The following is an 11,420-nucleotide window of genomic DNA, read 5'->3' as shown; positions in this document are numbered from 1 at the left end:
GCTAGTGGACGGGAGCAAGCGCGCGTTTCTGAGCTCGGGCGGCTCGTTGTTGATGACAGCGCTGCTATCGGCCTGCATGCGGTCGAGCAGACCGTCAGCGGAGGTCACTTCTGCGAACCAGCCGGCGGCCGTGACGCCCCGCACCCTAGGGGCGGTTCCGGCAGGCACCCGCCTGCTGATCTTCCACACCAACGACGTGATGGGGTACGTGGACCCGTGCGGCTGAAGCCCGCCCAAGGGGGGGCTGGCCCGGCGGGCCAGCGCGATTAGGGCACGGAGCGAGGCCGGAGTAGCCCGGCTGGTGCTCGACGCAGGCAACACTCTGTCGTCCGGCTCGCGAAAGGACCTGAACCAGTGGAGCCAGGGCAGGATCACAGTCGAGGCCATGAACTTGATGGGGTACGATGCCATGGCGCTAGGGCCACAGGACCTAACTCTAGGCCTCGAGGTGCTGAGAGAACGGATGGCGGAGGCCGCTTTCGCCATCGTGAGCGCTAACCTTACGGTCGAGGGGCAACTGCTCGCCCCGCCATACGTCTTGCTCGAGCGGGAAGGGGCCACGATCGCCGTCCTTGGCCTCACCGGGCCGCCCAGGGCAGCCATGGAGGAACCGGTCGAGGTGGGCGACCCGGTCGCGGCGGCTCTGCAGCATTTTCCCGCGCTTGCCGACCAAGCGCACTTGGTCATCGTGCTCTCCAACCTGGGACCAGCAGCCGAACGAGAGCTGGCACAGCAGGTCCCCAGGATAGACTTGGTTGTCGGAGGTGGAGCCGGAGCCCCGCAATCTGAAGTGGCCTGGCAAGGGGCGGTGGCTCTCGTCCGGGCAGGGGGGCTGGGCGAGTACCTGGGCATCACCGAGGTGGTTTTGGGGGAGCGGGGCAGCCCTCCGGCTGTGTCCAGTAAGAGCCTGACGCTGGGGCCGGAAATCATGGATGATGGCGAGATCACGGCACTGAAGACCCGGTACCTGCAGGAGTACTACGCTCAGTCAACTGGCACGCCTGGCTAGGCCGAGGCGTTGAGTGGAGAGAGGTGCATGCGCATCCGGACCATGAAGTTCGGCGGGACTTCGGTCGGTGATGGAGAGGCAATCCGACGCACGGCGGAGCTCATTGGAGCTAGCGTCAACGAGGGGCACGCGGTGGTCGCCGTTGTCTCGGCGATGAGCGGCGTCACCGACGCCCTGATCCGGTCCGCCACATCGGCAGAGATGGGCCAGACCGACGTTTTTCGGGCGACGCGGCTGCAGTTGCTGACCCGACATCTGCAGGCGATCAGTGCCTGCGTGCCCGAAGGCGAGCGCGAATCCATAGGGGAGGAGGTGTCGTCTCTGCTGGACCTGCTGCTGCGGCTGTGCGAGAGCGTGTCCGTCCTCGGCGAGCTTACCGCTCGAGGCCTGGACGCCATCATTGCCCTGGGCGAACGCATGTCCTGCCGCATCGTGGCGGGGTGCTTGCGGGGTATGGGCTTCGACTCGGTCCCGGTGGAGGCGACGCGCCTAGTGATCACCGACGCCTGTTACGGCTCCGCCAACCCGCTCCTGGAGGAGACGCGGCAGGCGACCCGAGACACCCTGCTCCCTCTGTTGGAGGCCGGCACAGTGCCTGTGGTGACGGGATTCCTTGGGGCAACCCGCGCTGGTGTGACAACTACACTCGGCCGAGGCGGCAGCGACTACTCGGGCTCACTCATAGGAGCGGCTCTATCGTCCGAGGAGATCTGGATATGGACAGACGTTGATGGGGTGCTAACCGCAGACCCTCGGATCGTGCCGGAGGCCCGGAGTTTGCCAGAGATCTCGTACGCGGAGGCAGCGGAGCTAGCATACTTCGGCGCCAAGGTGCTGCACCCCAAGACCATGCTGCCGGCACAGGCTGCCGACATTCCCATTCGCATCAAGAACACGTTCAACCCCAGCCACCCCGGCACCCTGATCACGGCCAGGGCGGCGCCCTCGGCCCAGGGCGTACGCGGGATCACCTCGGTGAGAGGGTTGAGCCTGGTGACGGTGCAAGGCCGGGGGATGCTGGGCGTTCCGGGCATCGCTGCCAAGGTCTTCACGGCTGTGGCCCGGGAGGGGATAAGCGTTCTGGTGATCACCCAGTCCTCATCGGAGCAGAACATCTGCTTTGTGGTTCCGGGCTCCTCGGCAGAGCGCGCCATTGCCGCACTGGAAGCGGAGTTCGCCGTGGAGAAAGCTCGCCACGACATCGATGACATCTGGGCTCAGAACAACGTAGGTGTGGTGGCGGTGGTCGGCGCCGCGATGAAAGGCACGCCGGGGATAGCCGCCCGGGTGTTCGACGCTCTGGGAAGCAGAGGCATAAATGTGATATGCATCGCTCAGGGATCCTCAGAGCATAACCTCTCTTTCGTCCTGGACGAAGCCGACATAGAGGAGGCGGTGCGGGCGGTTCACGACCGTTCCTGCCTGGGCAGGGGAGAGGACTCATGACGGCTGCAAGGGGGAGCGACGGCCTGCTGTCGCAGGCGATGGAGATGGCTGGCGACTTGGTCCGGTGGCGGCGGGAGATCCACCAGTGGCCCGAGCTGGGCTTCGAGGAGGTTCGCACGGCTCGGCTAGTGGTCTCGTCGTTGCGGCAGATGGATCGTGCTGGCGGCAAACGAGGTGGGTGGCGTATCCGCGAGGGCGTGGGCCGGACGGGAGTGGTGGCGGATCTAGGAAGCGCCGAGCCGGTAGTGGCTTTGAGGGCGGACATGGACGCTCTCCCCATCCAAGAGACGACCGCGCTCCCCTATGCTTCTCGTCGGCCAGGCTTGATGCACGCCTGTGGGCACGACGCCCACGTCGCCATCCTTCTAGGGGCGGCTCGTCTGCTGAGCGGCCGACGGTTACCGGGGGCTGTGCGACTGCTCTTTCAGCCCAGCGAGGAGGCTGCCGACTCCGAAGGCTTCTCTGGCGCAGCGCGGATGATCCAGGACGGGGCCATGGAAGGGGTCTCGGCGGTATTTGGCCTGCACGTCATCACCGAGTTGCCTACGGGAACTGTCGGGGTACGGGCTGGCGCGGTGCAAGCGGCTTCAGACTCGCTGCAGTTGGTGGTGAAAGGGTGTGGGGCTCATGCGGCTCAGCCGCACCGCTCGCGCGATCCCATCTACATCGCTTCGCAGCTCGTGAGCTCCCTACAGAGCGTGGTGTCGCGCTCGGTGGACCCGCTAGCGCCCGCCGTTGTTTCCCTGGGGACCATCAGTGGCGGGACGCGGGCGAACATCATTCCCGAGTCGGTGGTAATGACGGGGACCATCCGCACGCTGGACGAGCGCACCCGCGAGGCAGTCCACAGCGAGATCCGGCAGATCGCTCCGGGAATAGCGGCGGCTTTGGGCGGCTCCTGCGAAGTGGGCATAGGCCGTGGATATCCGGTCACTGTCAACGATGGGGCTCTGACGGATCTGGTGCGGCAGGTGGCGGAGAAGATGCTGGGTGCCGGAGCAGTGCGGGATATCGAGCCTAGCATGGGCGCGGAGGACTTCTCCCTCCTGGCCCAACAGTGCCGGGGCTGCTTCTTTCGCCTGGGCGTCACCCCTGAGGGACAGGAACCGACCTGGGGTCACAGCCCCACCTTTGAGGTCGACGAGGCCGCTCTGCCGATCGGGGCGGCCCTGTTGGCTGGGTGTGCCCTGCGCTACCTCACTCAGGCGACCGGAGCAGGCGATTGACCCCGCCGACGGGCTCTGCTAGCCTGTGGAGCCAACCCGATGGGCGAATGTGCCTTCTACCGTGCGTAGGCGCGACGGTCCGGACGGCAGGCCGAGCCGGTCAGCGAGCATAGTCAGGGAGGAGCAGAATGCCTGCGATAGTGGGGCTTGTGGGCAGTCCGAGAAGGGAACAGGGACTGACGCACCGTCTGGTCAGTGCCGCATTGGAGGGCGCTCGGCGCAGTGGGGCGAGCACGAGGATCGAGTACTTGGCCGACTGGGAGCTGGCTCCCTGCGAGGACTGCGGGGCCCCGTGTTTCACCGATGGCATCTGCATTCGTTCTCCCGATCCCGGGGAGCTGAGCAGCCTGGTGAATGAGGCAGACGGCCTCGTGCTCGGGGCACCGGTCTACGTGTGGCAGGCCAACGCGCTGACCCACGTCTTCATGGACCGGTACCGGATCCCGGGTCGGGCTTCTCTGGCGCGCCAGCCCAATGGAAGGCCCGCTCTGGCGATCGCCGTGGCAGGCGGGACGGGTACCGGCATCAGCGGCGCCATACGATCTCTGCAGGACTTCTTGTGCCTATGGGGCTACCGAGCCCTGGACCCCATTGGGGCAACGCGCTACAACTTGGAGCAGGCCATTGCAGCGGCGAGGGAGGCAGGTGCCGAGTTGGGGCGGCAGGCCGATGAGCCGGTGCCCTTTGCCAACTTGGCTGAGTTGCTGGCGCACTACGACGGGCTCCAGTTCGCCTGTCACGACCATCTGGAGGAGCTGATCTGGTTGGCGGAGCAGGCTGCCGGACTGGGACGGGAACCGGAAGAGGTGAAGCGCCTGTGCGCTGAAGCGAGGAGGCTGCAAGCGGCTGATCGCCGTGCGGCCGCTGAGGTGGCGGTGCACGCATTCGAACTGGCTCGCGGTGAGCTGTAACACCGCGGCCTGGGCGGGGGTATGGCCGGTCGTATACGGGTAGTGCTGGACGCTATGGGCGGGGACAACGGAGTCCCAGCGGCAGTGGCGGGAGCAGTGCAGGCGGTGTCTGCCCTCCCCGATGTGGACGTGGTGCTGGTAGGGGATGAACCCACGATCGCCGCTTCTCTGGGCATCTCAGGCGATAGCGGACGGCTGACCATTCGGCACGCATCGCAGGAAGTAGGTATGGACGAGGCGCCAGCGGTGGCAGTCCGAAGCCGCCCTGACAACAGCATGTCGGTGGGCCTGCGCCTGGTGAAGCGGGGCGAGGCCGACGCCTTCGTCACCGCGGGGAACACCGGAGCTGCTCTCGCTGCGGCCCTATTCGAGCTGGGCCGAATCAGCGGGATCAGACGACCGGCTCTCGCGACTTGCCTCCCGGCGCAGGACGGCCAATCGCTGCTCCTAGACATCGGGGCCAACACGGAGTGCCGCCCCCACGACCTGCTGCAGTTCGGGCTCATGGGCCACGTCTACAGCAGCCGAGTGCTGGGAGTGGCTTCCCCCCGGGTAGGGCTCATGTCCAACGGCGAGGAAGAGGGCAAGGGCAATGATCTGGTCAAAGAGGCATACCCCCTGCTGAAGGCCAGCAACTTGCGGTTCGTGGGCAATGTTGAGGGCAAGGACCTGTTCGCCGGGGCTGCAGATGTGGTGGTGACCGATGGCTTCACCGGGAACGTGCTGATCAAGACAGCGGAAGGAGTAGCTGGCCTCATCGTGGGGTTGGTGCGCAGAGAGGCCAAGGCTTCTCTACGAGGCCAGATAGGCGGCGCCCTGTTGCGACCGTCACTGCGGAAGGTGCTGGCCAGGCTGGACTATACCGAGATCGGCGGGGCTCCTCTGTTGGGCGTGGCGGGGGCAGTGGTGGTGGGGCACGGGCGCTCGCAGGCCAACGCCATCGCCAGCCTGGTCCGGGCAGGGGCTAACGCCGCGCGCCAGGACCTGGTGGGCGCCATCGCCGATGGCCTGCGTACCCTGGAGAGCCCACGGGAGGAGAATCCATGAGGGTGATCAGTAACGAGCCCCTGATCCGGCGGCGGACGAAGACGGCTCAGATAAGCAACCTCGTGGGCCTGCTGGCACTGGGGACGGGCTTGGTCATCTCGCTGACTCGGCCGGAGTGGGCGTTCTACACCCTGGGCTTGCTCATCGTGGGCGTGATAGCCTCGCAGTATGGGATTGTGCAAGCGTTCCGGTTCGCGCGCCGCCCCCGGCCGGACCAGGAGCTGGCTGACGCTCTCAAGGGGCTGGATGATCGCTACCGGCTCTACAATTTCTACCTACCTGCCGACCATGTCCTGCTTACGCCGCGAGCGCTGTACGCCGTGGTGCTGAAGAGCGTTGCCGGCAAGGTCATCTGTGAGGGCCGGTCCTGCAAGCAGGAACGCCGATTTTCGCTGGGTCGGCTGCTTCGCCTGTTTAGTCCGGAGTCACTTGGGAACCCGGTCAGGGAGGCGAAGTGGGAGCAGGAAGCGCTGGAGCGGTGGGTGTCGCAGAACCTGGAGGGCGATGCTCCGCCGGTGGAGCCGCTGGTGGTGTTCCTCAGCCCTCGGGTAGATCTGGAAGTCCGCAACCCGGACGTGACCATGGTGCGCGCGAAAGCGCTGAAAGACGTTCTCAGGCGCTCCGAGAAGCGCACCATCAGCGCTGAGCAATATCGCGTTCTGGCGCGCACGCTGGATGACGTAACAGAGAGCACCACCAGGTAGGAGTCGGGCGCGGGGCACCGCGCGGGATGGAGGAACATGGAGGCGCGCACCCTACTCCCCGGGGCCAAGGCATTCCGGGGCAACCTTCACACTCACACCACTGTCTCCGATGGCGAGCTCTCGCCGCAAGACGCGGTGCGCTGGTACCGAGACCACGGATATGACTTCGTGGCCGTTACTGACCACTGGAGGCCTCTTTCGCCTTTCACGGCGGATGGAATCCTGATCGTGCCCGGAGTGGAGTTCGACGGCACCGACTCGGACCTAGGCTTGTATCACATCGTTGGGCTCGACGTACCCGACTGCCCTGCCCGAGAGGAGCTCCGGGATGCAGCAGCGGTGGTCTCATTCATAGCCAGAGCAGGGGGTCTGGCCGTACTCTGCCACCCCTACTGGTGCGGTATGCCCTCGTGGGCCGTGGCGAGAGTGGACGGCGTGTTCGCGGTCGAGGTGTATAACGCCACCTGCGAGGCGCACATAGCCAAAGGGCTATCCGCCGTCCACTGGGACGATGCCCTGGCCGTGGGCAGAAGCCTGTGGGGCCTGGCAGTGGACGACGCTCATTGGAGCCGGGCCGACTTCGGGTGCGGTTGGGTGGCAGTGCAAGCGGACGAACTCAGCCTCCCGGCACTGCGCCAAGCGCTTCTGGCCGGGCGCTTCTATGCCAGCACCGGCCCCGAGATACTTGACTTCGTGGTGGACGGCAACCGCGCTTACGCCCGGACGTCAGAGGCCAGGCGCATCGCCTTCATCTGTGACGCGCACCGCGGCGGCTGCGTCCACGCTGAAGCCGGTACGACTGTCAGCGAGGCCGAGTTCGGCGGCCTCGCTGAAGCCAAGTACGTGCGTCTCGAAGTGGACGATCCACAGGGCCGGCGGGCCTGGAGCAACCCGATCTACCTGGCCCGCTGAACCCCGGAGCGGCTGAGGCCCGAGCGGGCCTTAGCGCATCTCCTGGCCGCCGGTCACGTTGATGGCCTGGCCGGTCATGTAGCTCGCCTGGGGACTGGCCAGGAAGACCAGCACGTTGGTGACGTCCTCGTAGGTGCACCCGCGCCCCAGTGGCACTTGCGCCCGATATCTCTCCCGGACCTCCGCAGGAGTGATGCCCCACTTCCGGGCGTACTGCTCGTACAGGCTGTCCACCCACAGGGGCGAGTCTAGCAGGTTGCCGGGGCAGATGGAGTTCACGCGAATGTTGTAGGGTGCCAGATCGAGGGCGATGCTCTGGGTGAGGCCGATGCCCCCAAACTTGGAGGAGGCGTAGGCCGAGTTACGGAAGGATCCCTTCTTGCCCGACTTGCTGTTGATCTGCAGGATGACGCCCGACCCCTGCTCTTTCATGATGCGCGCCGCCTCTCGGGCGCAGATGAAGTAACCGGTGAGGTTCACCTCAATGACCCGGCGCCAGACATCGGCGGGGAACTCGGCGATGTCGAACGCCTGGAGAATGCCGGCGTTTGAGACCATGATGTCGAGGCGGCCGAACTCGGCTACGGCCAGCCTCAGTGCGTCGCGCACGCTGTCCTCGTCGGTGACGTCCATGCGGATGGCGAGAGCCCGCGTGCCGTATTGCCTCTCTATGGCCTGAGCCACCTCCTGAGCGCGGGGCAGGTTCAGGTCTCCCAGGACCACGTTGGCTCCCTCGCGGGCCAGCCTGCGGGCAATGGCCTCTCCTAGGCCCTGCGCGGCCCCCGTCACCACGGCACTCTGACCCACGAGTTGCCGCCACTCAGCCGTGATTCCGGCGGGAAGCGACAGCCTCCGGCGGAGAAGCTCCTCCTCGGCCTCGTTGGTCCATCGACCCTGCCCATCGAGCTTGGCGGCCACGTCGGGCAGGACCTGATGCAGGTCGGCGAGTGAAGTGAGGGGCAGGTCCTCTATCTGGGGGTAGAGAACGATCTTGCCCGGGAAGCGGGCGTTGATCACGGCTTCCATCCCGTCCCATCCGGCGTGAATGCCGCCGATGGCCGCCACTGAGTGCTCAGGCGCCAGGTCACCCCGCTCGGCCTTGGCCAGTACTGCCTGCAGATCGGCTATGAAGGAGCCACTGGACCCGGTGAAGTGGATGCCTTTGGTAGCGAACAGGCAGGCGTCAACCTCTGCCATAGAACCGCGCGCCAGGCCAGCAAAGATGTTCAGCGTGCCCCCATGGGCCAGGTGAGGCACGCTGGTCGTGATGAGCTTGGCGACTGGCGCCAACAGGACAATATCGTCGTATCCGTCTGGCGCCTGGCGTCGGAGGAAGGCATCGTATTGCTCTGGGCCCAGAGAGGCTGGGTTGACGCACACGAGGCTCACCTTCCTGCGCTCGGCATCGGGCCCAAACGTGGTCCTCAGGCTCTCCAGCCGCTCGTCGCTCGTGTCGCTGGCCACCACAAGAGAGGGACCGCTCGCCGACTGTATGGCCCGCTGCACGTGCATCCGGCCCATGGGGCCGCCTGCACCGATGAAGAGGGCTTTGCCGCCGGCCTTAAGCTCGGTGCGTACGCCGCCAGCGTAGGCCTGGGCCACGTCAAGGCTAGTCGTCCCCAGGATTTCCCAGTTCTCATAGTGCACCCGGCCCACATCCACATCGGCCATGATCGAGCGGGGCTCGGTGCACACTAGGGCCAGTGCGGCTCCCCTCGCCAGTGCCTTCATGGACGCAGCCACTGCGTCGGGGCCCGGATCCAGGAGAACTACATCAGTGAAGCCGCCACCGTGCGCCTCCAGTAGGGCCCCCACGGTCCCCGGCTCCAGGGGTGTCTCCTCCTCGGAGACGGCCTCACTTCCGAAAGCGGCGACAACGCTGGAACGCACCGACTGGGGGACGCCGGCCAAGACTATCCGTTTCGGCCTGCCGCCAGCGGCCAGGGACTCGAAGGAGTAGGCAACACCCGGCTTTCCGCCAGCGATGAGGAGCGTGCCACCGTCCTGAAGGGCGGCACGGTACTGCAGCGAGTAGGAGTGTTCTACACAGGCCCAGGGCTCACTGAGGGCGGCCTCGGCGTAGCCCGTCTCGGGGTTGAGAGGGAGGAGATAGCAGCCCTCATCGCCGTTGATCACCTCCGGCCCGACGACGGCGTACTGCCTCATGGCGCCGGGCAGGGCGTAGCCGAAGGCCAGCCCCTGCCCCCGGTAGATGATGTCAGCCTGGATGATGTAGCGCTCGCCCAGGTGAAAGCGTCCGGTCAGGCGGCTTCCCACCCTCATCACTGTCATGGCCGCTTCGTGACCGAGAATGACGGGGTTCGATTTCAGGTCCCGGCCGTATAGCCTGGGGTGATCTGGTCCCTGGGCAATGACCTTCGTGTCGGAGAAGCAGAGACCCACGGCGTCCACCCGCAGGAGCAGCTCGTCGGGCCCTATGTCGGGCATGGGCGCGGTCACGGCCTTGCGCTCATGGCCCAGGTGATCTAGCCCCACGCCCGTGAGGGGCCAGGTCCACATGGCCTCGGGAAGGGGATGACGCACGTGCCGGAAACGGTTCAGTTGGTCGCTCATGGCGGCTCCTTAGTAAGCTAGGCGGAACTGCTGCCCGGGCTGCCGACGCCCGTCGAGGTGCGGGTCCAGGTCCGATCACAGAGCATGCAGCAGGTCGCGCAGAGACGGGTACAGCCGACGGTACAGCACTAGCCGCTCGGAGTGGCGAGCGTGGCGGTCGGGGTCGGGCTCGAACACTCTCTCAGGCACGGCCACGGACGAAGCGACGGCGCCCACATCGCCAAACTGCCCGGCGCCCCGTCCCGCCAACAGCGCGGCCCCGAGACAAGCGGCCTCGGAGATGCTCAGTCTCGCGAGGGGCACTCCCAGTATGTCTGCCTTGATTTGAAGCCAGGTGGCGGACCTAGACCCGCCGCCGATGGCGCGGAGTTCGGCCAGAGGGACGCCTGCCGATCTCATCTCCTCCACGTTGTAGGCGATCTCGTAGGTGGTCCCTTCGAGGATAGCCTTCACTACGTCGGCCTTGCTGCTGCCCAGCGTCAGCCCAATCAGGGCCCCTTTGGACTCGGGGTCGAGCCAGGGGGTGCCGGTGCCGGCGAAGTGAGGCAAGAGCATCAGGCTACCAGGAGAGGTGTCCACCGGCTGGAGAAGCAGGTCGTAGACACTCGCCCCGGTCTGCTGGGCCAGGTTGTTTTCGGCCTGGCCGAACTGGTCGCGATACCAGCGCAGTATGGAGCCGCCACCGAAGTTAAAGCCCAGCGTGACGAACAGGTTAGGAGCGACGTGAGGGTAGCAGGGGAAGCCTCGGCTGCCCAAGCCCGGCACGAACGCGTCCAGACACGGGGTGACACACTCCACCGTGCCTATGGCGTACATGGCCGTGCCAGGAGAGACCGCTCCGGCACCAAGGGCGCCGCAGGGCTGGTCGTGGCCGCCTGTGGAGGCCACCACGCCCGGTGGCAACCCCAACCTCTCGGCCACGGCATTCGGCACCACGCCCACGGCAGTGCCGCTCTCGGCCACCCGAGGCAGTATGGACTCATCTATGCCGAAGGCGCCGAGAACGTCGGGCGACCAAGTTCTAGAGGCAATGTCGTAGGCCATGGTTCGGGCGGCCATGGAAGGATCCATGACCGGCTCGACGCCCAGCTGCGACAGGGCGAAATCGGAGAAGCAGAGGAACTTGTGCGTCCGGGCGTACGTCTCCGGGCGCTCCTCCTTCCACCAGGCGATCTTGTTCACCGTGCCCATGGGATGAAGCGGCTGACCGGACAGGCGATAGACGGCCTCCGCCCCCACCACCTCGCCCAGGCGTCGAGCCTGGGGGATGGTGCGGGGATCGAAGGTGACGATGCTGTTGCCTAAGGGCCGGTAGTGCTCGTCCACGGGGCAGGCTGCCTCTCCCTGGACCGACGCGGCCACCCCGCGCACCGGGTCCGCTCTCCCTGCCTGGACTACAGCCTCGCGAATCGCCTCTTCTACGTTGGCCCAGACGGCGACCGGGTCGAGCTCGGCCCACCCGGGCCGAGGCTGGAGAAGCGGGTACTCGCGATAGCCGGCGCCCAGGATGCGGAAATCCTCTCCGAAGACGATGGCTTTGCAGCCGGTGGTCCCGATGTCCAGTCCCAGCAGACTCATTGCGCCCCGCTCC

At 66.2% G+C, this 11,420-nt stretch carries 10 protein-coding genes; 8 read left to right on the top strand and 2 right to left on the bottom strand.

Going from position 1 to position 11,420, the window contains the following annotated elements; translation table 11 throughout:
• Positions 1–4: 4 nt before the first annotated feature.
• The 8 genes from HPY83_13670 to HPY83_13635 all read left to right on the top strand — a co-directional run bounded on the left by HPY83_13670 (position 5) and on the right by HPY83_13635 (position 7,255).
• Entirely contained in the window at positions 5–226 is a 222-nt protein-coding gene (locus HPY83_13670) for a hypothetical protein (protein NPV08997.1), read from the top strand.
• A gap of 75 nt (positions 227–301) precedes the next feature.
• Positions 302–1,009 (top strand): hypothetical protein, encoded by a 708-nt coding sequence (locus tag HPY83_13665; GenBank protein ID NPV08996.1) that lies wholly within the window; start codon positions 302–304, stop codon positions 1,007–1,009.
• A 27-nt stretch (positions 1,010–1,036) separates the two neighbouring features.
• Complete coding sequence (locus HPY83_13660) at positions 1,037–2,455, top strand: aspartate kinase (GenBank protein NPV08995.1); 1,419 nt, start codon at positions 1,037–1,039, stop codon at positions 2,453–2,455.
• A complete protein-coding gene (locus HPY83_13655) occupies positions 2,452–3,681 on the top strand; it encodes an amidohydrolase (protein ID NPV08994.1) in 1,230 nt (409 codons plus the stop codon). Before HPY83_13660 ends, HPY83_13655 begins: the two co-directional genes overlap by 4 nt.
• Positions 3,682–3,809: 128 nt before the next feature.
• A complete protein-coding gene (locus tag HPY83_13650; GenBank protein ID NPV08993.1) occupies positions 3,810–4,592 on the top strand; it encodes a flavodoxin family protein in 783 nt (260 codons plus the stop codon).
• Between the two features lie 21 nt (positions 4,593–4,613).
• Positions 4,614–5,639 carry a phosphate acyltransferase PlsX gene (gene plsX, locus HPY83_13645; GenBank protein ID NPV08992.1) on the top strand — a complete coding sequence of 342 codons (1,026 nt, stop codon included), beginning with the start codon at positions 4,614–4,616 and terminating at the stop codon, positions 5,637–5,639.
• The gene (locus tag HPY83_13640) at positions 5,636–6,343 is read left to right on the top strand and encodes an NERD domain-containing protein (protein ID NPV08991.1); all 708 of its coding nucleotides are present in this window, start codon (positions 5,636–5,638) and stop codon (positions 6,341–6,343) included. The genes plsX and HPY83_13640 overlap by 4 nt, the downstream gene beginning before the upstream one ends.
• 36 nt (positions 6,344–6,379) lie before the next feature.
• Positions 6,380–7,255 carry a CehA/McbA family metallohydrolase gene (locus HPY83_13635; protein ID NPV08990.1) on the top strand — a complete coding sequence of 292 codons (876 nt, stop codon included), beginning with the start codon at positions 6,380–6,382 and terminating at the stop codon, positions 7,253–7,255.
• A 30-nt stretch (positions 7,256–7,285) separates the two neighbouring features.
• Here the strand turns inward: HPY83_13635 and srlD are convergent, their stop codons facing one another.
• On the bottom strand, positions 7,286–9,829 hold the full coding sequence (srlD, locus tag HPY83_13630) for a sorbitol-6-phosphate dehydrogenase (GenBank protein NPV08989.1): 2,544 nt from the start codon (positions 9,827–9,829) through the stop codon (positions 7,286–7,288).
• Positions 9,830–9,904: 75 nt separating this feature from the next.
• Positions 9,905–11,407, bottom strand: coding sequence for a hypothetical protein (locus tag HPY83_13625; protein ID NPV08988.1), 1,503 nt, complete (start codon positions 11,405–11,407; stop codon positions 9,905–9,907).
• Positions 11,408–11,420: the final 13 nt, after the last annotated feature.

Source organism: Anaerolineae bacterium, assembly GCA_013178015.1.
Classification (GTDB): Bacteria; Chloroflexota; Anaerolineae; order DRVO01; family DRVO01; genus Ch71.
This window is presented reverse-complemented; position numbering and strand designations above follow the sequence as displayed.

What these genes read in the sequence shown, in the direction of transcription:
- HPY83_13660 (NPV08995.1), top strand. Translation starts at nt 1,037, where the DNA reads ATGCGCATCCGGACCATGAAGTTCGGCGGGACTTCGGTCGGTGATGGA.
- HPY83_13655 (NPV08994.1), top strand. Translation starts at nt 2,452, where the DNA reads ATGACGGCTGCAAGGGGGAGCGACGGCCTGCTGTCGCAGGCGATGGAG.
- HPY83_13650 (NPV08993.1), top strand. Translation starts at nt 3,810, where the DNA reads ATGCCTGCGATAGTGGGGCTTGTGGGCAGTCCGAGAAGGGAACAGGGA.
- plsX (NPV08992.1), top strand. Translation starts at nt 4,614, where the DNA reads ATGGCCGGTCGTATACGGGTAGTGCTGGACGCTATGGGCGGGGACAAC.
- HPY83_13640 (NPV08991.1), top strand. Translation starts at nt 5,636, where the DNA reads ATGAGGGTGATCAGTAACGAGCCCCTGATCCGGCGGCGGACGAAGACG.
- HPY83_13635 (NPV08990.1), top strand. Translation starts at nt 6,380, where the DNA reads ATGGAGGCGCGCACCCTACTCCCCGGGGCCAAGGCATTCCGGGGCAAC.
- srlD (NPV08989.1), bottom strand. Translation starts at nt 9,829, where the DNA reads ATGAGCGACCAACTGAACCGTTTCCGGCACGTGCGTCATCCCCTTCCC.
- HPY83_13625 (NPV08988.1), bottom strand. Translation starts at nt 11,407, where the DNA reads ATGAGTCTGCTGGGACTGGACATCGGGACCACCGGCTGCAAAGCCATC.